This is a genomic window from Reichenbachiella faecimaris, assembly GCF_900176375.1.
Lineage (GTDB): Bacteria > Bacteroidota > Bacteroidia > Cytophagales > Cyclobacteriaceae > Reichenbachiella > Reichenbachiella faecimaris.
In genome coordinates this window covers 1,030,853-1,054,853 of sequence record NZ_FWYF01000001.1, presented here as the reverse complement: position 1 = coordinate 1,054,853, position 24,001 = coordinate 1,030,853, and the positions used below count along the sequence as shown (strand labels likewise).

General features: G+C 40.0%; 22 protein-coding genes, 1 tRNA gene and 1 pseudogene. 14 read left to right on the top strand and 10 right to left on the bottom strand.

Features of this window, described 5'->3' with window-relative positions:
* Positions 1-18: 18 nt before the first annotated feature.
* Genes B9A58_RS04390 through B9A58_RS04380 form a run of 3 tightly spaced genes read right to left on the bottom strand, consistent with a single transcriptional unit; the run spans position 19 to position 2,559 of the window.
* Positions 19-561, bottom strand: a complete 543-nt coding sequence (locus B9A58_RS04390) for a GNAT family N-acetyltransferase (RefSeq protein WP_084371198.1) — start codon at positions 559-561, stop codon at positions 19-21.
* Positions 561-2,039, bottom strand: a complete 1,479-nt coding sequence (locus tag B9A58_RS04385; RefSeq protein WP_084371197.1) for a Na+/H+ antiporter NhaC family protein — start codon at positions 2,037-2,039, stop codon at positions 561-563. Before B9A58_RS04385 ends, B9A58_RS04390 begins: the two co-directional genes overlap by 1 nt.
* 1 nt (position 2,040) lies before the next feature.
* Positions 2,041-2,559 carry a TlpA family protein disulfide reductase gene (locus B9A58_RS04380; RefSeq protein ID WP_084371196.1) on the bottom strand — a complete coding sequence of 173 codons (519 nt, stop codon included), beginning with the start codon at positions 2,557-2,559 and terminating at the stop codon, positions 2,041-2,043.
* A gap of 96 nt (positions 2,560-2,655) precedes the next feature.
* Between B9A58_RS04380 and B9A58_RS04375 the strand changes: the two genes are divergently transcribed.
* The 4 genes from B9A58_RS04375 (at position 2,656) to B9A58_RS04365 (ending at position 5,675) form a co-directional block, all read left to right on the top strand.
* On the top strand, positions 2,656-3,234 hold the full coding sequence (locus tag B9A58_RS04375; RefSeq protein WP_084371195.1) for a YceI family protein: 579 nt from the start codon (positions 2,656-2,658) through the stop codon (positions 3,232-3,234).
* A 295-nt stretch (positions 3,235-3,529) separates the two neighbouring features.
* On the top strand, positions 3,530-5,023 hold the full coding sequence (locus B9A58_RS04370; protein ID WP_084371194.1) for a sodium-dependent transporter: 1,494 nt from the start codon (positions 3,530-3,532) through the stop codon (positions 5,021-5,023).
* Positions 5,020-5,130, top strand: a complete 111-nt coding sequence (locus tag B9A58_RS20175) for a MetS family NSS transporter small subunit (protein WP_139793736.1) — start codon at positions 5,020-5,022, stop codon at positions 5,128-5,130. Before B9A58_RS04370 ends, B9A58_RS20175 begins: the two co-directional genes overlap by 4 nt.
* Before the next feature lie 74 nt (positions 5,131-5,204).
* Positions 5,205-5,675 (top strand): pyrophosphohydrolase domain-containing protein, encoded by a 471-nt coding sequence (locus B9A58_RS04365; RefSeq protein ID WP_084371999.1) that lies wholly within the window; start codon positions 5,205-5,207, stop codon positions 5,673-5,675.
* Between the two features lie 116 nt (positions 5,676-5,791).
* Here the strand turns inward: B9A58_RS04365 and B9A58_RS04360 are convergent, their stop codons facing one another.
* Entirely contained in the window at positions 5,792-6,928 is a 1,137-nt protein-coding gene (locus tag B9A58_RS04360; RefSeq protein WP_084371193.1) for a glycosyltransferase family 4 protein, read from the bottom strand.
* 282 nt (positions 6,929-7,210) lie between these two features.
* Between B9A58_RS04360 and B9A58_RS04355 the strand changes: the two genes are divergently transcribed.
* The 3 genes from B9A58_RS04355 to B9A58_RS04345 all read left to right on the top strand — a co-directional run bounded on the left by B9A58_RS04355 (position 7,211) and on the right by B9A58_RS04345 (position 10,192).
* The gene (locus B9A58_RS04355; RefSeq protein ID WP_084371192.1) at positions 7,211-8,329 is read left to right on the top strand and encodes a phospholipase D-like domain-containing protein; all 1,119 of its coding nucleotides are present in this window, start codon (positions 7,211-7,213) and stop codon (positions 8,327-8,329) included.
* Positions 8,330-8,425: 96 nt separating this feature from the next.
* Positions 8,426-9,379 (top strand): CDP-alcohol phosphatidyltransferase family protein, encoded by a 954-nt coding sequence (locus B9A58_RS04350; protein ID WP_084371191.1) that lies wholly within the window; start codon positions 8,426-8,428, stop codon positions 9,377-9,379.
* A 78-nt stretch (positions 9,380-9,457) separates the two neighbouring features.
* A complete protein-coding gene (locus tag B9A58_RS04345; protein ID WP_084371190.1) occupies positions 9,458-10,192 on the top strand; it encodes a phosphocholine cytidylyltransferase family protein in 735 nt (244 codons plus the stop codon).
* Here the strand turns inward: B9A58_RS04345 and dinB are convergent, their stop codons facing one another.
* On the bottom strand, positions 10,193-11,278 hold the full coding sequence (gene dinB / locus B9A58_RS04340) for a DNA polymerase IV (protein WP_084371189.1): 1,086 nt from the start codon (positions 11,276-11,278) through the stop codon (positions 10,193-10,195).
* A gap of 252 nt (positions 11,279-11,530) precedes the next feature.
* Between dinB and B9A58_RS04335 the strand changes: the two genes are divergently transcribed.
* The 6 genes from B9A58_RS04335 (at position 11,531) to bshB1 (ending at position 18,929) form a co-directional block, all read left to right on the top strand.
* On the top strand, positions 11,531-13,282 hold the full coding sequence (locus tag B9A58_RS04335) for an LptF/LptG family permease (protein ID WP_084371188.1): 1,752 nt from the start codon (positions 11,531-11,533) through the stop codon (positions 13,280-13,282).
* Between the two features lie 71 nt (positions 13,283-13,353).
* Positions 13,354-13,629, top strand: coding sequence for a 30S ribosomal protein S15 (rpsO, locus tag B9A58_RS04330; protein ID WP_084371187.1), 276 nt, complete (start codon positions 13,354-13,356; stop codon positions 13,627-13,629).
* A 119-nt stretch (positions 13,630-13,748) separates the two neighbouring features.
* A complete protein-coding gene (pnp, locus tag B9A58_RS04325; protein ID WP_084371186.1) occupies positions 13,749-15,896 on the top strand; it encodes a polyribonucleotide nucleotidyltransferase in 2,148 nt (715 codons plus the stop codon).
* Positions 15,897-16,112: 216 nt separating this feature from the next.
* Positions 16,113-17,063 carry a thioredoxin-disulfide reductase gene (gene trxB / locus B9A58_RS04320; protein ID WP_084371185.1) on the top strand — a complete coding sequence of 317 codons (951 nt, stop codon included), beginning with the start codon at positions 16,113-16,115 and terminating at the stop codon, positions 17,061-17,063.
* A gap of 45 nt (positions 17,064-17,108) precedes the next feature.
* Complete coding sequence (locus tag B9A58_RS04315) at positions 17,109-18,095, top strand: peptidoglycan DD-metalloendopeptidase family protein (RefSeq protein WP_084371184.1); 987 nt, start codon at positions 17,109-17,111, stop codon at positions 18,093-18,095.
* A gap of 117 nt (positions 18,096-18,212) precedes the next feature.
* Positions 18,213-18,929: a bacillithiol biosynthesis deacetylase BshB1 gene (bshB1, locus tag B9A58_RS04310; RefSeq protein WP_084371183.1), complete on the top strand. Its 717-nt coding sequence runs from the start codon at positions 18,213-18,215 to the stop codon at positions 18,927-18,929.
* Positions 18,930-19,306: 377 nt separating this feature from the next.
* Here bshB1 and B9A58_RS20600 read toward each other — a convergent pair.
* Positions 19,307-20,101, bottom strand: a pseudogene (locus tag B9A58_RS20600) (site-2 protease family protein); the annotation flags it as partial.
* Between the two features lie 85 nt (positions 20,102-20,186).
* Positions 20,187-20,804, bottom strand: coding sequence for an HAD family hydrolase (locus tag B9A58_RS04300; RefSeq protein ID WP_084371182.1), 618 nt, complete (start codon positions 20,802-20,804; stop codon positions 20,187-20,189).
* A gap of 78 nt (positions 20,805-20,882) precedes the next feature.
* Here B9A58_RS04300 and B9A58_RS04295 point away from each other — a divergent pair.
* Positions 20,883-20,956, top strand: a tRNA-Ile gene (locus B9A58_RS04295).
* 129 nt (positions 20,957-21,085) lie between these two features.
* Here the strand turns inward: B9A58_RS04295 and B9A58_RS04290 are convergent.
* The 3 genes from B9A58_RS04290 to B9A58_RS04280 form a co-directional block, all read right to left on the bottom strand.
* The gene (locus B9A58_RS04290) at positions 21,086-21,988 is read right to left on the bottom strand and encodes a hypothetical protein (RefSeq protein WP_139793734.1); all 903 of its coding nucleotides are present in this window, start codon (positions 21,986-21,988) and stop codon (positions 21,086-21,088) included.
* A 248-nt stretch (positions 21,989-22,236) separates the two neighbouring features.
* On the bottom strand, positions 22,237-23,022 hold the full coding sequence (locus tag B9A58_RS04285) for a hypothetical protein (RefSeq protein ID WP_084371180.1): 786 nt from the start codon (positions 23,020-23,022) through the stop codon (positions 22,237-22,239).
* A 51-nt stretch (positions 23,023-23,073) separates the two neighbouring features.
* Positions 23,074-24,000, bottom strand: a complete 927-nt coding sequence (locus tag B9A58_RS04280; protein ID WP_139793733.1) for a hypothetical protein — start codon at positions 23,998-24,000, stop codon at positions 23,074-23,076.
* Between the last annotated feature and the right edge of the window lies 1 nt (position 24,001).

The window sequence follows — 24,001 nt, the reverse complement described above, 5'->3', positions numbered from 1 at the left end:
TGGGCACAAAATGCTTCATTACATGTCATAAACCAGCCCAAAATACTGATGGCCATTATACTCGAACTCATCTACAATTGTCCAACCAACCTTCAAATGGGCTTTGGTAGAGACCAGGTTGGCTTGATTGATGAAAGTGACAGCCAGTGGATAGGTTTTGATGAAATCTTTTCGCATGACCTCAAAAAGGTGATTGATGATTTTCTTGCCTCTATGATTAACATCAATACACACGGGGCCATATTGAAAACTGTTTTCTGTAGTGATTTGCCATTCTTTATATTTCCAATCAGGGAATCTGGAAGTCATATAGGGGAAGATTGGCCACTTTTCGTAATAGGGCCATGAGCCACCAAACAGATATGCCACGATCTGACTGTCTATTTCAGTAACAAAAGCCCAATCCAAATCAATGATTTCTTCTAATAATTCTGGAGTGAATGGTGTAGTGACAAAACCATTCGTAGCTTTCTGCTCTTCACTCAGTTCACTGATAAGATTTTGAGCTTGCAGGGCTAAAATGCCTCGAATGTCTGATTTGGTTGCTTTTCTAGAGATCATCACATCAAAAATCCAAGCACCAAATAGAGGATTAAAGTGACCCCACCAGCAGTAAGCGCATAGGGCAGTTGTGTGTTCACATGATCTACATGGTCACTCGCAGAGGCCATAGAGGAGATGATGGTTGTGTCGGAAATTGGAGAGCAGTGATCGCCAAACACACCACCACCAATAGCGGCTGCGATCGCAATATGTGGGTCTGTTCCCATTGATTGAGCCATGGGTACGGCTATCGAAATCATGATGGCAAAAGTTCCCCAAGAAGTACCTGTACTAAAGGCAATAAAACAACTCACCAAAAACACAATGGCAGGCACCAAATTAGGCGAAAGCCAGGCTTTAGATACTTCAGCCACATATAATCCAGTTTTCAATTCTTTACATAAGCTACCTAGGGCAAATGCAAACACCATCAATATGGCAAGTGATACCATGCCCGACATGCCTTTGAGGGAGAGGTCTACCATTTCTTTGACGCTCAATAAGCCTTGAGCTTTGTATAAGGTAATAGCTACCAAAAGTGAGGTGGCAACTGATGTGAGCACAGAAGTAGAACCAGAACCCTGTCCCATAGCTCGAAGTGCTAAGTCTAAGAAGTTTCCATTGGTATCACTAAGACTTCCCCATCCAGTATAAACCAACATAACAGGCATCATAATGATCATGGTGACTATCGGTAAGATCATGTTGGTACTTCTGTGAGCGATGCCGTCTTTGGCATCCAGCATAGATACTTCATCTGAGATCATTGGAGTAGATCCATCAGCAATCAGCTTGCCTTCATCTTGTGCTCTTCGTTCTGCATTTTTCATTGGGCCGTAGTCCTTGCCAGTGTAAATGATATAGCCCACAACACCCAGTGCCAGGAATGGATAAAAATTGTATGGCAGGGAACTCATCATAGTGGCGAAAGGGCGATCAAAGCCTTGCATGACTAGCAGCCCCATGATATAGGCACCCCAGGCATTAAATGGGAAAATGATGCAGGAAGGAGCCGAACTGGAGTCAGCTAAATACGCCAGCTTTTCTCTGGGTATTTTCAGATTGTCGAATATGGGTCTGTAGAGTGTGCCTACAGTTAGGATAGAAATGTTCGATTCTACGAAAATTACAATTCCCGTCATGGAAGCAAATAGTTGTACTAACCTGCGATTGTTGCGATTTTTCTGTTCTTGCTTTTCAAGTATATGTTTTACGGATTCGATAAATCCAGCCACACCTCCCGATCTTTGTATGAGGGCGATTAAAGCACCAATCAGCAGTGTGAATATTATGGTTCTGGTATTGCCAGCATCTTCAAATACGGCTACAAATGCATTGAGTGTAGCGAACGATCCCGAAACAGGATTTCCGCCTTCTATAATCACCCATCCGATCCAGATGCCAAGTGTTAGGGATAGAAAAACTTGTTTGGTTCTCAGCGCAAGTCCAATGGCAACTAACGGAGGTACTAATGACCAGAATCCATATTCACTCATATTATTCTACTGCTCTAAGTGACTTCAGCATGCCTTCACTGTCCCATTTTACGGCACCTGCTATTTTTTGAACTCGTTTGCCTGTGGTAGTATATATTTCGGTCGTTGGCAAGGACTGAATTTTTAAATCCTGAATTTTTCCGTTGAGTTTGGCAAACGTCAGGTTAAATTCTTTATCTTTTTCAAACTTCATTATTTTATCCATTTCTTGATCAGAAACTAAAAAGAAAACGTAGCCTTCTTTTTCAAGAATCTCTGCTGCAGCCTGGATATCCGGCATTTCTGCGATACACGGTTTGCACCAAGTAGCCCAATAGTTGATAAATACCTTCTTGCCTTTCAGTTCTTCTAAATAGTAATAAGTACCATCCGTACCTTGCATGAAATAATTTTCATTAGGTGGAGGAGCAAACTTTTCAGACTCTGTGGCAGTTTCATTGCTCGATTCTGTGTTATTTTTAGGAGATGAGCACCCGATAGCGAGTACGGCAATTAGACAAGATAGAAAAATAATCTTCATAAGCTAGCTGTATATATCAAATTCCAAACATACATATTTTTCATAGGTTATGTTTCTAAAAATGATTATATTCAATCAAACAAACATTAACCCAAAATGAGAAGAGCTTTTCTATTACTATTATCGATTTTCGTAGTTTATTCCGTCCAATCTCAAACCCGTTGGAAGGCTGATCCAGCCCATTCTTCCATTCAGTTTGAAGTATCACACATGACCATTTCTACAGTGAGTGGGAAATTCACGGATTTTAGCTGTGAGTTAGAGGCAAAAAAGAACTCATTTGAAGGCGCAAAAGTAGAAGCGAAGGTAGAGGTAGAAAGCGTTTCGACAGAGAACTTAACTAGAGATAAGCATTTGAGAGAAGATGATTTTTTTAATGCAGAACAATTTCCACAGATGTCCTTTGTGAGCGAGTCTTTTAAGAAAAAGGATGGTGATCAATACGAAGTAACTGGCGTACTTACCATAAGAGATGTAAGCAAAAAAATAACATTCCCAGCTACTTTTAGTGGCATGATCAATATGGGAAATCGTACTATTAGTGGATTCAAAGCCAATTTCACCATCAACCGTTTTGATTATAAATTGAAGTGGGACGACACCTTAGATACAGGTAGTCTGGTGGTAGGTGAAGACGTGGATGTTACATTGAATCTCGAACTCGTGAAGATTTGACGAGTAAATTAATTATTTTGAATTGGTGGAGGCCTTCGAGAGAAGGCCTCTTTTTTTGATACCATTTTCACTAATTCTTTGCTTATATAAGTATTCTTTTTTTCTGTCGATTTTTTCTATAATATTGGCCATTGTTACAAATTAGGGTGGCTCAAATATCCCAATGGGTCAAGCTGAGCGGAACGCGCGCGGGCGCTTGAATTCTTACTACGTCTTAGCAGACGAACATTTCGACGTAGCATTGTGACAAATTCCGAAAGGGTCAGCCTTTGGAACTCAAACAAATAACCAAAATATGAGTCAAACAGATCAGTTTAGTAATCGGTGGGGAATTGTATTGGCCTCTTTAGGCATGGCCATAGGTGCTGGAAACCTTTGGAGATTTCCAAGACTAGCAGGGCAATATGGCGGTACTTTTATCATCCTTTGGATTCTTTTTTTGTTTATTTGGTCGATTCCATTGTTACTGGCTGAATTTTCAATAGGTAAAAAGTTTAAAAAAGGGGTCATAGGTTCGTATGCTCAACTGGCAGGTGAGAAATACACTTGGATGGGTTTTTTTGTTACCATTTGCACATTAGGCATAGCTTTTTACTATTCTATCGTTACGGCTTGGGCACTCCGTTATTTGGGATTTTCTATAAGCAATATATTTGACTCTCAAAGTTTAGGCGACAAATTGGTCGAGAATCCAGAATACCTCAATCAGTTTTGGAATACCATCTCCAATGGCAACTGGACGACCATAGGTCTTTACATTTTCAATATATTCTTAGGCGTATTTGTTCTTTCAAAAGGCATCCAGAAAGGGCTGGAAAAGGCAAACCGAATTTTGATACCTGGCTTGTTTTTTTTACTTCTTATCATTGCGGCTATTGCGCTAAATATGGAGAATGGCATTTTAGGATTGGAGTATATGTTTTCAATTAATTGGAACGACTTTTCTAATTCAAGAATCTGGATAGAAGCCTTGACACAATCGGCGTGGTCAACAGGTGCGGGCTGGGGACTGATGATGACGCTTTCTTCTTATTCAAGAAAAAATGAGGAAGTGACGCTCAATACCTTCATTAGTGCTTTTGGAAATAATACTGCGTCTTTGGTAGCAGGTATGGCGATACTTCCAGCTGTATTTGCTCTTGCACCATCTTACGAAGGGGCAGTGTCTTACTTGCAGTCCGGAAATCAAGCATTGACGTTCACAATTATTCCTAAACTGTTTTCTACTTTTCAGGGTGGGGGCATCTTAGCCTTGGTCTTTTTTACTGCGTTATTTCTAGCGGCATTTAGTTCCTTGTTGCCCATGATAGAGTTGTTTGCTCGCAATTTGAGTGATCTGGGTTTTACTCGAAAAAGTGCCATGACCAGAGTAGTCATCTTCTTTATCATATTTGGTTTCCCTTCGGCCTATTCGTTGGATTTCTTTTCTAATCAGGATTGGGTTTGGGGAGTTGGTTTGATTGTGACTGGCTTGTTTATTCTATTTGCTGTAGTCAGATCTGGGGCTAAAAAATTCAAGGAGGAGTTGGTAGATGAAGACTCTGATTTCAAAGTCTCTACCAATTATTTTGTGATTTGCATGAGCGGCAACATTGTGCTTGCCTTGTTCTTGATCTACTGGTGGCTCTCTCAAGGCTACAGCAAATACCCGTGGTTTAATGCTGAAGGAAACTGGAATTTTTTTGATGTCTATAGCAACGCCTCAATTTTGACACAATGGGGCGCGGTCATGCTCATTGGATTTCTAATGAATAAATTTTTGTACAACAAATTCGCGGCTAAAAAATGAGTGCTTCAGCAATAATCGGAATGATCGTTATACTTGGAACCGTAGTTGGTGGGTTCGTTTACTTTTTGTCTTTGGCGATTCGAAACGAATCCAAAAAGAAAGAATAGATACTTTTCCACAATTTTTGGGAAATAGATTCTGAATGAAGAATTTCGAGTTTTCAATTTCAACAATCAAATTCATGGAGAAAATAGATTCACTCAATCAGGTAGCAGAATTTCACAAAACATTCAAACACCCCATTGTGCATACGCCAGCTATTCCAGATGCCAAAAGATGTGCGTTAAGAGTAGAATTGATTTCTGAAGAATTGAAAGAGCTACAAGAAGCCATTGACCACAATGATTTGGTAGAAGTGGCAGACGCACTTTGCGACATCCAATACGTACTGTCAGGAGCGGTTTTGGAGTTTGGTTTAGGGAATAAGTTTGTGGAGTTATTCAATGAAGTGCAGCGCTCCAACATGAGCAAAGCCTGCAAAACCATGGAAGAAGCTGAAGCTACTGTAAAACATTATAAAGAAAACAAAGGCACGGACAGCTACATCACAGAAGCAGACGGTTTGTTCTTGGTCTATCGCAAAGAAGATGACAAGACTTTGAAGTCCATAGAATATTCTCCAGCAGATTTGAAAGGGATTTTAGAGAGGTAATTCATTATATCGGTCATTGCGAACGGAGTCGATAGCGGAGTGAAGCAATCTTAAGCTCAATTCCTGATTATTAACTATGAGATCGCTTCGCAAAACTCGCGATGACGAATATAAGCTTACTTCCGTTTCATCACCTCATCATAAACTGCATACACCTTATTAGTAATGTGCTCCCATTCGTAAGTCTTTGCTTCAGCAATGCCCCATGTTGACATTTCTTCACGAATATCTTCATTGAGATAGAGTTTTTCAATTTTGTCAGTAAGCGTTTGTAAATCTCGAGGAGTAGGGAAGTACTCATCCCAAGGTGATTGGATCACGTTGAGATAACCTTCATTACCAAAACCAGCCACAGGCGTGCCACATGCCATAGCCTCCAGCAGTACAATGCCAAAGCTTTCTCCATAGATAGCAGTAGCCAAAAGAATATCTGCTGTACGAATCAGATTGGCTTTTATTTCTTCATCAATGAAACCCAAGAATACGACATCTTCTAGCTGGTTTTCAGCTACAAAGTCTAATGCTTCCTGTTTTTGTTCTCCATCTCCAGCGATCAACAAACGAATGTCTGGATATTTAGCTTTGAGTGTTTTAAATGCTTTCAATGTATAGAACAACCCTTTTCTCTCTTCAAATCGACCTAAGAACAATAAGTTGAATTTACCATCCTTGTATTCTGGGATTGGTTCAAAAGTGGTATTGAATTGATCCGGATTGATTCCATTTGGGATAATTGTTGGGTCTTTGGCCAAAAAAGATTTTACATATCTGGCCTGAGACTCAGATACTGAGATCATGTGGTCAGCTACTTTCCACACCAAACTGGCTGCCAACGGCATCAAAATTGGGCCTACGAACTTCTGCATCAAAAAATTATCAGCAGGGGTATCATGAAAGGTCCCGACGTGTTTTGCCTTAGAGTAGTATCGCACCTGATAGGTCATAAACGGCGTCCAGCCATTATGGAAATGAAGTAAATCAAATTGTTCTTCTTGTAGATAGCGCTTGAGTTCTTCCACTTCTTCGCCTTTGGCAATGTTGATATCAATCTCTGTTCCGCCCCAGAGTGTGGTGCTTCGCCCCTTTCCAATCAATTTTACATTTGGGTCATTGATTTGATCGGCGTTCACATTGGGTGCAATGACCTTCACCTCATGTCCCATTTTTCTCAGATAGATAGCCAGGTTTTCGATATGGGCTTTTACGCCTCCAGGTCTGGACCAATCATAGGGACATACTTGCGCGATCTTCATAGCAATAGGGTGCTTAGTTTGGACGCAAAAAAACAATATTTTGAATAGTACCAAGCATGACTTGCTATTTTTTAGTATTAGTAGGGTGAGAGCAGGAGGGATTTGAGCTTTTCAGCTAATTTTAAGATGCGCCTCGTAGGGACTTTGAGTGTAGAGCGCAGAATCAGAGTTCTCTAGCGAGCATCTCTGATTGGTAGAGTGAATTACCTAGGCGAAGTCAAGCTGAATTGAGCATTTAAACTAATTTTGCTGCTTTGTATTTTTTCACCTTCAACTAATCAAATGACAGGACAAGTATTGGTAGATTCAGGCGCATTCAAAACGCGATTTGAGACATTAGCCGCCAAGGCGCAAAAAAGTATTTATATCCAAGCTATGTCTTTTGAAGGGGACTCTGTAGGCGAATGGTTGATTGATACTCTGATAGCCTCACCAGCCAAAGACGTTCGGCTCTGTCTGGACTCTTATTCCCAATTTGTGATCAATGACAGGTTCATTTATAGCCTAGGCTATTTCAAAGACGAAGCCTTCCGTGCTGAGGTGAAAAACACTGCTGCGATTGTCAAGAAAGCTCGCGAACACGGCATCAAGGTGAAATATACCAATCCCCTTGGATTCCTCTTTTTGAAATATCCACATCGCAATCATAAGAAGATGGTGGTAATTGATGACGAGATTTCGTTCATTGGTGGACTCAATTTTTGTGAGCACAATTTTGAATGGCACGATATGATGGTGGAAATGAATAGCTTGGACATGGCCAGTTCGCTGTCCAATGACTTTCATAGATCAGTAGCAGAAAATGACCAGTCCACAGTTAATGACTTAGGAGATACCAAGATGTATTATCTGGATGGCTATAGAAGCAAGGAGATATACAAGGACATTTTCAAAAATATAGATGGGGCTAACGAGTCGATTCAAATTTTCTCACCTTATGTATCTGATCCCTTGTTGACATACACGAGAAACCACAAAGCAGAGGGCGTACGATTAGATATTGTATCTCCAGGTATTAATAACAAGAACATTTTCAAGGCCATTCTGACTAATGAATTGATGAAAGGTTACTTCAATTTCTATGAGTATCAGGGTAGGATGTCACACCTCAAAGCCATTCTGATAGATGGCAAAAGACTGATTTGTGGGAGTAGCAATTTTGATTTTATCAGCTATTATTTCGAGGAAGAAGTTGTTATGATTACTGATAATCAAGAAATAGTACAAAGTTTTATTGATAAAATTTCAAAACCAGACCTGGCTGATAGTATTTTGAAAAAAAGTTTGGGGGGGAAACGTAGCTTCTTTGTCCCATTATTGTTCGCTGGCATCAGCAAGCTTTGTCATATCGTTGCTACAATAATAAACGTGCTGCAACCTAAGTCAAAGCGAAACGTGTGATGCATTTATTAAGTTGCTGTTAAATTAGTTAAATTTGCGGCGGCAAAATCAGAATCAGCGTTCGACAAAGAACACGACAACAATAATATACTTTAAATGTTACGTAGCGTAAGGAACCACTTCAGTAATCACAACGCAGAAGTTCAGTCTACCATCAAACTAATTGATATTGAAGAGAGATTTGATCTGGCTTTCAGCCGATTCTTTGGGTTGTATTTTGCCAAGCTGGGTAAATTTTTCAATATGACGCCCACTCAGGTATCCATTATTAGTTTGATTATTGGGGTGACTGGTGGATATATGCTATTCTATCAGGACAGTTGGGTGATTACAGTATGGGCTTCCGTGCTTATTACATTAGCGGGCGTTTTGGATAGTGCTGATGGCCAATTGGCAAGGATGACAGGTCAATCCACTGAATTAGGAAGATTCATTGATGGTTTTATTGATAGTGCAATTTTTATCGCTATTTATCTTTCTGCTTGTGCTTACTATGTACAGGGCGAAATGGGATGGTCGATTTTTCTCTTGGCTATACCGGCAGGTATAATTTCCCATATTTTCACTTCTCAGATTTATGATTTTTATAAGAGCGAATTTCTCTATTATGTGGCGGGATCTGAAAGTTCTAAAGTAAAGAAAGTAGAAGAGCTGCCAGATGCATCAGAAGAAGAAGGTTTTTGGAATAAATTCTTTAGAAGGCTTGAAATAGACTACACCAAAAGACAGTGGCTGTTGGTGACTCGAACAGAAGAAATGAGAGATGTCTATGAAGAAGTGGCTTTTAATGAAGATACCAAAGAGCAATTCAGGGAAAAATATAGAGCTACTTTCAATCCTATCATGTTTTGGTGGGCACTAGTTGGCGGTACCAATACACATAGAACTTTAATCATGCTATTCAGCATCATGGGTCGTTTCGATCTGTATCTGATTGTTTGCCTTATCAAATTGATACCTATAGCTATCGTCATATTGGCTCAGAAGTTCATGGATGAAGACTTTATGAAGGAGTTGAAATTCCAGTTTGCCACACAAGAATCTGCCTAATTTCATTGCAAATTCCATAATAAATCGTTGATAATTTGCTAACATTGCGCATTCCTATCAATTGATTACAATCACTCTATGGTCTGTGTAATACTCGCCGCTGGCAAAAACTTACGTTTAAATTTGGGACAACCTAAATCTGCTTTGACAGTGGGTGGTCAGAGCTTGATGGAGAGGCACATAGATCAGTTTCAGAAGATAGGAGTGACTGACTTTGCAGTGATTACTGGCTTTCACAAGCCGGCGTTGGAAGAAATTTGTGAAGATCTTCGAAAGAAGTACGATGCCAACATTACTACGATTTATAACGAAAAGTACGAGTTAGAGAATGGTTATTCTTTGTATGCAGCCAAAGATTGGGTGCATGAGTTAGGTGATGAAGAATTTTTCTTCACCATGGCAGATCATTATTACGAAGAAGCTTTCCTCAATGATCTAAAAACGAAGTTGATTTTTGACAAAGGGGCTTATCTTAAACTCGCTGTAGATGTGCCCGGAGATCATAATGAACACATTGATTTGGATGATGTGACCAAAGTTGATGCTGAGGATTATATCAACAGAATCGGTAAAGAGATCGAAGGCTACAACTATTATGATACGGGCTTGTTTTATGTGAAAAAGGACGTGTTTGACGTGCTAGATCATATCGCGACCAATCAAAAGCTGTCTATTTCTAATCTGGTAACGCATTTGTCAGATCAGAAAAAAGCTCGTGTGATAGAGGTGGTAGGTTATTACTGGAACGATATTGACACTCCCGAAGACTTTAAGAGCTCACAAGAGCATCTTGCATTAAAAGCTTCTGAATAGTTAAAATTCCAGGGTCAATTGTAGGCCTTGATTCTCCTTCTCTTCCGTATTTAGGTTGGACAGCCCTAGACCAAGTAGCCGGATTGGTTTTTGAACGAGCCTTTCATCAAGCAGTATTTCTTTCCAAAGTGGCTGGTAATCAGTGCTTTTGCTCAACCAATATTGCGAAGTCTTGCTTCTGGTCACTTGTTCAAAATCAGCATATTTGATTTTGATGTTGATAGTTTTACCCTGAATCTTATTTTTTGCTAGCCGAGTTTCCAAAGATTCAGATAGTTTTTCCAGTTCAGTTTCTATATGAGAAATATCAGAAAGATCATTGTCGTATGTATTCTCAATACTTACTGATTTTCTAATTCTATTTGGGTTGACTGGACGATCATCAATACCGCGACTGATATTGTAGTAGAAAGAACCACTCTTTCCAAAATTCTTGGTCATGAAGCCCAATGACTTATTTTTTAAATCCAACCCAGTATGGATTCCCATGCGCTTCATTTTTTCAGCAGTTACTTTTCCTACCCCAAAAAAATCTTTGACTTTCAAAGTTTCTATGAAAGCCATAGCTTCTTCTGGTTTGATCAACTTCATCCCATTGGGTTTGTTGATATCAGAAGCCGTTTTAGCTAGAAATTTATTGATGGAAATTCCCGCAGAGCAAGTGAGGGCTGTCGAATCAAATATTTTCTTACGAATCTCTTCTGCTATCAAAGTCGCGGAAGGGAGCCCTATTTTATTGTTGGTGACATCAAGATAGGCCTCGTCAAGAGAGAGGGGTTCTACGAGGTCTGTATATTCAAAGAATATGTTTCTAATGATTTGAGATACCTCTTTGTATACTTCAAAACGAGGCTTTACAAAAATAATGTCCGGGCATTTTCGAAAAGCCGTTACGGATGGCATGGCAGACCGTATGCCAAATTTGCGCGCTTCGTATGATGCTGCAGCCACTACACCTCGCGAACGACTGCCCCCTACTGCCACGGGTTTGCCTTTCAGTTCAGGATTGTCCCTCTGCTCTACAGAAGCATAAAAGGCATCCATATCTATATGAATGATTTTCCGTATGGCTAAATTGTCTGACAATCTTTGATTTGACTTTATATTATCATTTATTAATGTGAAATTTGCTAACTGAGTATCTAGAGATATACGAAGTAAACCAAATGATGAATAAGTCTAAGAAAATATTTTTTGTGGCAGTGTTTTTGTTTTTGCTTGTACTGCTTTGGGTTGTGATTGATTTTGCAAAACATACAAAATTTCGTGGCTCTACAAATATGATTAATATTATTCAGGTACTTTGATTTTAACAATTTCCCCTTTTAGACTTCAAAAATGAAAAAACTCGATAAGCTTATCCTCAAATCTTTTATCGGGCCATTCGTCATTACTTTTTTGGTAGCGGTATTTATTCTGTTACTGGTTTACATGATGAAGTATTTTGACGACTTTATTGGGAAAAACATTGGTTTTGCCACTTTGGGAGAACTGATGGGTTATTTCAGTATCAATCAAATGCCCATGGCCCTCCCACTGGCTGTTCTGATTTCGTCGTTGATGACCTACGGAAAACTCGGGGAGCATTTCGAATTGACCGCAATCAAAGGGTCTGGTATATCCTTGATTCGTATCATTTTGCCAGCCTTTGTTTTTTGTGTGATGCTAGCCATTGGAGCTTTTGTTCTTAATGATCGAGTGGTGCCTACTGCCAATTTACGAGCCTTCAGTTTGCTCTACGACATTAAACAAACCAAGCCTGCGCTTGACTTGAGAGAAGGCCAGTTTTATAGCGGGATACCCAAATACAGCATTAAAATAGATAAGAAGTATCCTGATGGCATTTCCATTAAAAACATTGTGATCTACGACCATACGGAGGGCAATGGGAATAAACGTGTCATCATTGCCGACTCATGCCGTATGTATTCTTTCATGGGAGATCGATATTTGAAAATGGATTTGTTTAATGGCAACCACTACATAGAAGAAGAAAAGAAAAAATCAGGACGAAAGAAAAAAGATGAGGTTCCTCAATTTGTACGCACCAAATTTGCCAACATGGACTTGGTGTTTAGTTTGGCATCTTTTGATTTGAATGATACAGACGAAAGTCTGTTTGCTGATAATCGATATATGAAAGGCATTACTGAATTGACTGAAAGTATAGACTCCATGGGGCATTCGATGGTTGATTCTAAAGTTAAAGTTTATGGTTCAGTTGCCAGCTCTTATAAGTATCATTTGGCTGGGTATCTAGAGCCGCCAAGTGATCTGTTGAATAGAAAGGAATACTTAGATTCTCTGAAAGAAACGAGAAAGCAGATCAAATCAGATACAACCCGAAAAATGAATGATGACGGATCTGCCCAGTTGGGCCGTGAAGACAAAGTGGTTGAAAACATAAAGGCTGATTCTGGGAGGAGTTATGCTTCAAGAGCCAAAGAGGAACATGTTGTTTCCTTTTTGGAAAACAAAAACAGATCAACTGAAACCAGAGAGCAGCAGAAACGAAAGAAAGAAAAGAAGGAGAAGTATGATAGTTTATTCATTTCTGAGGACTCGCTTATATTAGTCGTAAAGCAACAAATGGATAGTTTATATATGAGACCAGAGCAGAGGGATCAAGTACTGTCCAGAGCAGTGGGAAACGCAAGAAATATTAAGTCCACACTCAATAGTAGTGTGCTGAGAATGAAAGGACTTAGTGTTTCGTATGATTCACACGTGGTAGAGAAGTACAAAAAATATGCACAGGCGTTTTCCTGCATTGTCATGTTTCTTATAGGGGCTCCTTTAGGAGCGATTATAAAAAAAGGAGGATTAGGCGTGCCAATTATAATTTCAATTTTCTTTTATATCATTTTCTTTGTGCTCACGAGCATGGGAGACAAGTGGGCTAAAAGTGGTGTAGTGGATGGATTATATGCCGCTTGGATGGCCAATGCTGTCTTGTTTCCCATAGGTGTATTTTTTCTCAAGCAGGCCCGCAAGGATGCCAAAATTTTTGACGCAGATTTCTACAATGTATGGATAGATAAAGTTAAAATGTGGTGGGTCGCTCGCATGGCAAAAAAGCAAACTACATAAGGTTTTGTTTTATTGAATTGAATACCTAATTTTGCCGTTCGAAAAATAAATAATTAAACTTTTTACTAAGCATGTATTTAGCAACAGAAAAGAAAGAAGAATTGTTCGAGAATCATGGTCGGTTGAAGTCTAAGAAGGATACAGGTTCTGCGGAATCTCAAATCGCTCTCTTTACTCACCGAATCAATCACTTGACAGATCACTTGAAGTCACACAAAAAAGATCACTCTACTAGATTGGGTCTTTTGAAATTGGTAGGTAAGAGAAGAAGCCTTCTCGATTACCTATACAAAAAGGATATCGAAAGATATAGAGCGATTATCGCTGAATTAGGATTAAGAAAATAAAAATATGCGCAAAAGGAAGTCTCTCACAGACTTCCTTTTTTGTTCTTTCTCACTCGTTAATAACAAATTTTGACATTCACTCACACTCAATTTTTTAGTCAAAATTTAAAAAATTACTTATGTCATTAAACGTAGTAACTAAGTCCGTTAAGTTGAAAGACGGCAGAGAGATTACTATAGAAACTGGAAAATTGGCCAAGCAGGCTGATGGTTCTGTAGTAGTCAAAATGGGTAACACCATGTTGTTGGCCACAGTCGTGTCTAATAAAGACGCAAGAGAAGGAGTTGATTTCCTTCCAATGTCTGTTGATTATCAAGAGAAATTTGCTGCAGCTGGAAAAATCCCTGGAGGATTTTTAAAAAGAGAAGGTAGATTGTCTGATAACGAAGTATTGGTTTGTCGATTGGTAGATAGAGCTTTGAGACCGTTGTTTCCAAGTGATTATCACGCAGAGACACAAGTGATGATTTCATTGATCTCTTTAGGAGAAGATGATCTTCCAGATGCACTAGCTGCATTGGCTGCTTCTTCAGCATTGGCAGTATCTGATATTCCATTTGGAGGTCCAATCTCAGAAGTTAGAGTCACGCAAAAAGATGGTGAATTTATCATCAACCCTACCAAGAGTCAATTGGAAGGCGCTGCCCTAGATATGATTATCGCAGGTACTAAAGACGATATCATGATGGTAGAGGGTGAATTGCTTGAAGTTTCTGAGGAAACGATGATTGGTGCGATCAAAGCAGGTCACGAAGCCATTATCGAGCAGTGCAAAATTCAGCTAGAGCTTACTGAGGCAGTGGGCAAAACTGAAAAAAGAACTTACGACCATGAAGAAGCTCCAGACGAAGCGTTGAGAGCGGACATCAAGGCAAAAACTTTTGATGCTGTATATGCAGTAGCTAAAGAAGGTAATCCAAACAAAAGCATCCGTAAGGAGAAATTTGCTGCGATTATTGAAGAATACAAAGCAGCGTTGCCTGAATTGCCAGAAGGCGAAGAGTACAACGAAGGTTTGATCGGAAAGTACTACCACGATGTGGAAAAAGAAGCGATCAGACAATGTGTATTGGATACAAGAAAAAGACTGGATGGACGTGATCTAGACGAAATCAGACCGATTTGGTCTGAGGTAGACTACTTGCCATCAGCGCACGGATCTGCAATATTCACCAGAGGTGAAACACAGTCTTTGACTAGTGTAACCTTGGGTACCAAGCTAGATGAGCAAATGGTGGACGGTGCAGTGCACTCGGGATACAACAAGTTCTTCTTGCACTACAACTTCCCTGCATTCTCTACTGGAGAAGCAAGACCAAACAGAGGGCCAGGACGTAGAGAAGTAGGTCATGGAAACCTGGCTTGGAGAGCCATCAAACCTATGCTGCCAGCTGATGACGAGAATCCATACACGATTAGAGTAGTTTCTGATATCTTGGAGTCGAACGGTTCATCTTCTATGGCTACAGTATGTGCTGGTTCACTAGCCTTGATGGATGCGGGTATCCCGTTGAAATCACCAGTGTCTGGTATCGCTATGGGAATGATCTCTGATGCAGAGACTGGAAAATATGCGATTTTGTCTGATATCTTGGGTGATGAAGATCACTTGGGAGACATGGACTTCAAAGTAACTGGAAACGATAATGGTATCACTGCTTGTCAGATGGATATCAAAGTGGATGGTTTGTCTTACGAAGTATTGACAGAGGCTTTGATGCAGGCGAAAGCGGGTAGAGCTCATATCCTTGGAGAGATGAGAAAGACCATGACTGAATCTAGGGCAGACATGAAATCTCATGCACCAAGATCTACCATGATCAAAATTGAAAAAGAAATGATCGGGCCATTAATCGGGCCAGGTGGTAAGATTATTCAGGAGATTCAGAAAGAGTCTGGTGCAACTGTGACAGTGACTGAAGATGATAAAAACGGTATTGTCAACGTATTTACTGCTGATGGAGATGCCATGAAAGAAGCCTTGAGAAGAATCAACAACATAGTGGCTACGCCAGATGTTGGGGAGACTTACGAAGGTAAAGTGAAGTCGATCATGCCATTTGGTGCATTTATCGAATTCATGCCTGGCAAAGACGGTTTACTACACATCTCTGAGATCAAGTGGGAGAGAGTAGAGAACATGGATGGAGTACTAGAAGTGGGCGAAGAGATCAAAGTGAAATTGATCGAAATCGACAAGAAAACTGGTAAGTTCAGATTGTCTAGAAAAGCGCTTTTGCCAAAACCTGAGAAGAAAGAAGGATAAGTACGCATTGATATTATAGATTAAAACCATCTTGAGTAGTCAGGATGGTTTTTTTATGTGTCATGGCAGTAAGCGTTGGTATTCGACCCAAAGAAACTGTCTATTGGCTCATAGATAACTATTATCTATTTGGCGTAAACTTTTTTTGATATTAAATGTTTTAATGTCGATTAGCTTCATGCTAAATTGCAAAACCTATTTTTAAGAAGAGAAATAATGACTCAAGAGAACGTAAAAGTATTGATCATAGGCTCTGGACCTGCGGGTTATACAGCAGCCATATATGCCTCCAGGGCAGGCTTGAATCCTGTGCTATACACGGGTGGTGAACCTGGAGGACAATTGACTACTACCAACGACGTGGAGAACTTCCCTGGCTATCCAGACGGTGTAAATGGCCCTCAGATGATGACTGATCTGCAAAAGCAAGCAGAAAGATTCGAAACTGATGTCCGATTTGGTATGGTGACTTCAGTGGATTTTTCTGGCTATCCACACAAAGTAATTGTAGACGAAAAACATGAAATCACTGCAGAAGCAGTAATTATCTCTACTGGAGCCAGTGCCAAGTATTTGGGGCTTGATTCAGAGAAAAGACTGTTGAATGTTGGGGTTTCTGCATGCGCGGTATGTGATGGCTTTTTCTATAGAGGAAAAGAGGTAGCAGTAGTAGGAGGTGGAGACACAGCCGCAGAGGAAGCAACCTATTTGGCTAACATTTGCCCTAAGGTTTACCTTTTGGTAAGAAGAGATGAAATGCGCGCTTCTAAGATCATGCAGCAAAGAGTTTTAAATACACCAAATATTGAAGTCCTCTGGAATACTTCTACTGATGAAGTTTTAGGTAAAGATGAAGTAGAAGGTATGCGAGTAGTAGATACCGTGACTGGTGAAAAAAGAGATATTCCAATTAGTGGATTCTTTGTTGCTATTGGGCATCAGCCAAATACAGGCATCTTCAAAGACTATTTAGAAATGGATGAAGCTGGCTATCTCATCGTAGAGCCAGGCACCTCTAAAACTAAAGTAGAGGGTGTATTCGTCACTGGTGACGCAGCGGATCGAGTCTATCGTCAGGCAGTAACTGCTGCTGGTACTGGTTGTATGGGTGCCTTGGATGCTGAGCGTTTCTTGGCTGCCAAGGAATTTGAAAGTGTAGAACAATAACAAGGTTTGATACTAAGAGTAATCGTAACAATATGCGCTGTGTCGTTGTGCACAGTATCAGAATCCTTCAGTCAGAAAAAACTGAAGGATTTTTTTAAGTTTAAAAATAAAGAGATAGTTCCCATTACCCCTGAAGATACTATTATCGATATTGACGAGGGTATTTTCGTGATTGAAGACGCTTACTGGGATAGTTTGGCAATGGAAGAGGAGATATCCCTACAGCGTGAGTTGAGTATGTTGCATGAGGATACGGCAGAAGTGGTTCTTGCCTACAATGTACCCATCCAGGTCACAGAACAACTGATGATCGACTCGGTCTGGGTGACACTTCGAGAGTATTACAGTACATGGAGTACGACTAAGGTCAATCCTTATGAGATTGATGGTGAGCAATTTTCGGACACGCTGGCGCTTTCGTTGACTTTCGACAATCCTTCCTTAGACTGGTGTTTGCCCATTCCAAAGACAGAAGTGACTTCACCCTTTGGTCTGAGAAGATGGCGTTGGCACTATGGTGATGATATACGCCTAAAAACAGGTGATTCAGTGCGAGTGGCATTTGATGGCATTGTAAGAGTGGCTCAGTATGATAGGTACGGCTATGGTCATTATATTTTGGTGAGACACTATAATGGACTGGAAACGCTCTATGGTCATTTAAGTAAGAGATTTTTAAAGCCTGGTGATGTCGTAAAGGCAGGAGATGTAATTGGTTTGGGGGGAAGTACAGGAAGAAGTAGTGGTCCGCATTTGCATTTCGAAACCAGATATCAAGGAAATGCTTTTGACCCGAAAGAGATTTTTAATTTCGACATGGATACCATTCGCACGACGACCATGATTGTGACGCCTTATACCTTCTCTTATCTCAAAGAGGCTCGTAAGATTCGCTATCACCGTGTACGTAGTGGGGATACGCTAAGCCATATAAGTTACCGATATGGTGTATCCATAAATAAAATTTGCCGTTTGAATGGAATCAGAAGAAGTACTATCTTGAGAGTTGGCCAGCGACTGCGGATTACTTGATTTTTCTCTTGTCATTTAGACCAAAGGCGATCCGCCGAAGCGGAGAAGTCTTAATAATTTTCTATTGGCGATTAGATTTCTCTCTGTCGTTCGAAATGACAAAAAGATTTTAAAACTATGAAATTAGACGTACTTGTATTTGCCGCCCATCCTGACGATGCCGAATTATCTTGTGGAGGCACTATCTTATCCTTGATAGCCAGTGGTAAAAAAGTAGGCTTGGTTGATTTTACTCGAGGCGAAATGGGGACAAGAGGTACTCCTGAAATTCGAGATAAGGAGTCTGCTGCTGCTGCTGAAATTCTAGGGCTAACAGTTCGTGAGAATCTCAAATTTCAGGATGTGTTCTTCAAAAATGATGACGAACATGTACTGGAAGTGGTCAGGAAAATAAGACAGTACCAGCCTGATGTCATTTTAGCCAATGCCATAGCCGATAGGCATCCAGATCATGGAAAAGCTGCTCAGGTCGTGAAAAGAGCAACATTCTTAGCTGGGTTGAAGAATGTCAATACAAAGCTTGAAGATATGCTTCAGGAGAATTGGTATATCAAAAACTTATACCATTATATCCAAACAGATTTTCACAAACCTGATTTTGTGATAGACGTTTCGGGTTTCTGGGCTACCCGAATGGAAGCGGTTAGAGCCTATAAATCTCAGTTTTTTGATCCTTCAGGAGAATCTTCCAATACGCTGATTTCTTCTCCCGAATTTATGGAACTGATTGAAGCCAGAGGGCGTGAATTTGGTATGTCTATTCGTGTGAAATATGGAGAAGGATTCATAGCCGACAGAATGCTTGGTGTTTCTGATTTGACTTCTTTGCTCTGAGGTTTGATCTCCACTACGTTGAAAGGTTTGGGACTAAATGAAATGATAAACACCCCAAGCGAAATCCAACCCAATACTTTTCTTTTCATATCTAAAGGCTGATTGATCATCACTGGAGGGTGATAGATGCCTAAAACTCTTCCTAGCAAAAAGGCGAATAGCAACCAGCCAGAATACCCCTCTAGCGCAGGGTAAAAAAGATTGAGAGCCATTTGAGCTGAGAATATACCCAGCGCATACATCAGTTTGTCTCTATTTTTTGAGGTGAACTTAGTAAAGCACAGAAAGAGAAATCCCAAATAGATGAGCTCATTAAACATGCTTTCTGATAAGTGGTGAGGATTAGCCATGCCGAGTCCAGCATAAAATAGAAAGCCAATATATAATACTTGAGATACCAAACGGTGTTGTTTGTAGCCTATGAGGCCATACAGAATATGACCACCATCCAATTGCCCTATGGGAAGCAAATTCAATGAAGTAAAAAATAAGGCCAGAAATCCAGCAAAAAGCCAAGGATAATGTGCCAGCTCATATTTATTTGGGACTTGTTTTGGATCTGATACAAATAGGTACTCAAAGAACGAAAACAACAGATTACCTCCAAGTGAGGTGGATGTGTAAGAAGGCCAGGGTTCAAAAGCTGGGTAGCCCCAGTTTTCAAAGTTGCCGTGCTCTTCCAGATATGCCAAAGAATCTTGTACACGATCTTCCAGATAAAAGTCGTGGTGCTGGTTCATATAATGCTCATAGGTATATACATGCTCGGCATAGTCCAAGCCATACGCTTCGTAATCAGGGTGAATTTTATAGATAGACTCACGCTCAGGCAGATGGGTAAAGGCATAGACCAGAACCAAAAGTGCTACTACAAATCCAGCCAGTGGCCCAGCGATGCCAATATCAAAATACTTTTTCCTACTGTCGATGATGTCTTGAATCTTGATGAAAGCACCCATGGATCCGAGTGAAGGAAAACCCGGCAAGAATCCAAGCCATAGTGGGATGTAAAAAGGGAGTGTTACTTTTACCTTATGGTATTGTGCCATGAAATAATGGCCAAATTCATGTACAGTGAGAATGAGTAGGAAAGGGACAGAGAATTTCAATCCGTTCAGCAGTTCGGATTGACTGATGGTGTTTTCTCCATAAAACAGTGACTTGCCCGTCATCCACTCTGCACCAGCAAAGGTAGTGACGATCAGCGTCACAATAAACAAACCAATTTGTATGATTTTGGTTTTCTCTTCTTTGTCCTTAAACATCTGTTGCTAAGTTAAATATTTGATCTGGGTGAGTGATATGCATAGTATGAATGCCAAGTTGTGCTGCGCCGTCTAGGTTGTGCTGTGTATCGTCCAGAAACATACACTCCTCAGCCTTGATGTTTGATTGCTTGAGCAGTTCCTCGTAAATTTCCAGGTCAGGTTTTCTCATTCCCATTTCATGGGAGAAGTACACTTTATCTACAAATGCTTCCAACGAATTCTCTGCAGATACTTCTTTGATGGTTTGGTTAAACGCAGCTACATGAATAGCGTTGGTGTTGCTCAGGACTAACACCTGATAATTTTTACGCAATTCGTTCATGAAGTCCAATCGTGCTTTTGGCACAAAGCCAAGCATGGCACACCAGGCCTCGTCTATTTGTGTGTCAGAAAGCTGGGCACCAAACAGATCATTGATACCACTTCTTAACTCTTGATCTTTTATCAGGCCTTTCTCGTAATTCTGAAACAAACCAGGCTCGAAGTACAACTTGAAGATGTCGTCGAATGGCCATCCAGTCAGTTGACTAAAAGCTTTTGGGGTGCGTTTGAAATCCAGATCGATAATGACGCCACCAAGATCAAAAATTATTGTTTTGATATTCACGGGTTTGTTTGTGTAATTTTGGGCAAATATGTAACATTGCACCTCCAAATTCAAGGCAGTTGAATAGACTATTTTGAAGGGCCTATAACTCAGTTGGTTAGAGTATCTGACTCATAATCAGAAAGTCCCTGGTTCGAGCCCAGGTGGGCCCACAATTTAAAAGTCTCAGCATTCGCTGAGGCTTTTGTTGTTTAGAGCTATATGGGGCGAGAAGCCTACCCTGGTTGAGTAGTCATGTATTCCAGATTTGTTATCATTGCCTTAAAATGTACAAGTAATCTTCATTCAGGCTTTAATTTTTCTGAATTAATCACTTTCTCTAATACCCAGTTCAATCCAAACAAGTAAAAACTCAGAATGAAAACGTTCAATGCTTTATGAAAGACCATATAGGAGATGATAGAGAGTATAGAAAGGTAGATAATAAAACTGCTCCCGAATATTATTCGCTTCCAGCCTGTGTTCACCTTCATCTGTTTGTCGGGCAAAAGCACGACCATACTTATGACAGCAAAGGAGAAGAATAAAAAGAGGAGAAATCCCCAAGTCAGGTGATGATCACCCTCGTTAAGTGAAAGGTAAATATTTGCCAACAACAGCGGGCCTGCAATTTGGCCAGTCAATGTTTCGAAGTTGTCATGACCTAAAAAATCCCCAATCACAACTACCTTACCAGTCATCAATTTGGCAATATCAGCATCTTCTAAGTACAAGAGATCTGGCAGATTTACCAAGGGATACAAACGCTCAACAGTCACATCGAATTGACTAATCCGAATATCGGGTATGTAGGAGTCCATGCTCCATTCGCTTTGAGATAGCAGAAAGGGGCCAACTTTTCGATGGTTCTCTCCAATTTCTGTTTCGTGCAATCGCAGAGGAAGGACTTTTAAGGAGTCGTTCCAGATCAATTGATATTTCAAAAATATATCGTCCAAGGTTTCTACAGTTACCAATCCAAATTCGTTCATGAAGATTGGTGTTTTGACCTGATTGTTGTCATCGAGAATCGCAGCCAGTATGGTTCTTTCCAAGCTTTCAATCTCAATACTTAGAAGTGAGTCAGCCAGACTGTTGTGTTCAAAAAAGATATCAATTATAAGGTGTTTATGGACGTTGGTGCGATTCATGATACCAAATAGCTGAGTAAGTTCAAATCGATCTGTAATTACTTGATTTCCCATTGGGAGGCCATATTGATCGAAATTATCAATAACCTGATTGGAAAATGAAGTATTTATGAATACGAACTCCTCCTTTGGGGGATTGTGTTCAAGCACCACGCGCTTCAAGATAATAGCCCATTGAATTAGGGAGTCTTCACCTTTAAATACCCAGGGTAGTTTCTGGAGATAGATACTACCAATAACCAAGCAGATGCTATGTAGGCAGGCGATCAGGATAATTTTTTTCCAATATGAAAAAAGTTTCCTCACCGTTCGTTGAAGATCGTTTCGAGTCTCGAAGGATCAACGTTTCCGTAGATGATTTGCATGTACTGCAAGCACTCCATAAATGGATTGTCAATACCAGAGGTTTTGATTACATCAATTACTTCATTGATTTCTTTCATAGGAATTATATACAATTCCATATTTGCTAGCTTGTTGGTCATGTTATCGGCAAAGTAGAACAATTCGAAATTGGACAAAGTGGAGGCATCTATTTCGTTGCCATCAATGCGCAAAAAGTCGTCTCGATTGAGCAGTACTCTGCCTTCGTTAATAGGTAATTTTTTGTTAATAGGTTCATCAAATTTTTCTGCTGAGTATCGAACAAAAAAGAAAGAACTGTCTGAAAGTGGAAAGTCGCGTTCATTGAATTCAAATTCATTTTCATCCAACACTAAGAAACCAGCCTTGAAGAAGTTGACAATGCCTATCGTGGTAAGTAAGGAAGATCCGCGAGTGGTAGCATTTCCTAGCATAGGGCTGTAAATATCCTTGATTACAAAGGCCAGTTCGCTATTTTTCGAGTGTGCATCAGCCGTAGGTTGAAGGATTACTTTTCCCTTTTGAGGATTGATGGCTGCCACCAAGTCATTGACGCTGCCATAGACGAGTGTTTCTTTTTCTGAAATTTTCATTCCACGCATGAGAGCTATTCCAGTGCTTTTTATTTTGACTTCTCCCTTGACATGGATGACCGAAAAAACCGTTTGGGATTGAACTGAAAAACTTACCAAAAGAAGAATAAACAAGAAGTGTAAATATTTCATGATCTTAAATATTTAGGGTAAAAAGGGCTGTCTTATGAATTTATCAAGCCGTTAATTTATTGAGTTATTAAAATCCATTGTGATTGTTTCTGTTTTGTTTTGTCCGTATGTAATTTCTAAATCTAGTTCATAGGGGCTGTTTCTAACCTTAGGAAAAACTATCAGGGGAATTTTATGATAATCTGATCCCAGATAATCATCTTCCTCAAAGAAGTCTGAGTGCTCCAGCACTTTTCCGGTAGGAAGGAGGAGTCTTGATACGAAATTAATTTTCCCTGTGGGGCCAGACCTATTCAAATACTTTACATCACATCCGTATCCCGTTTCATTCTTCCAGCTATTGGCACCTCCTGAAAGGAGGAATTTCTGATAATTTTCTCCAACAGTTTGAGCCTCTCCCAAATCCAGAAAAACCAGCCAGTGATTTCTTCTTACAGACATTTGGATATCTGCATTATCTTCAATTCCTGATTCATTTTTCCATTCTAGTTCAAATTGGAAATCATTATCAAATAAGTAAATTGTTTCGCTGATAGTTTTAATTACATCATTAACAGAGTAGGAAAGCTCAATCTCTATAGACTCTGTGCCTTCATATTCTTGATCGTCTATGATGGCAAATGCAAATAGTTCAGTAATATTACCTGACCCGTATTGGTACTCATAATACAAACTACTACTTACTTCTGTGAAGTCTTGTCCCTCTGTAGCAGTACCTGATATTTTGATTGAAATTTCTGTATCTGGAATTTCAGATCCCTGGCCTTCAAAATTTATTGGTTTCAAACCTAAGATAACTTTGTTTCGAGGAATACTAATACTACTCGGATCAATGGCTGCTACACCAAATCCCCCGCCTTCTACGACCTTAGTATAATCTATCTCACCATCCTCAAGTACTATTTCTAAGTCGAACTCTACATTGGGGCTAACATTATTATCCAGACAGGAGAAAATAACCAACAGCAAACTTATCATC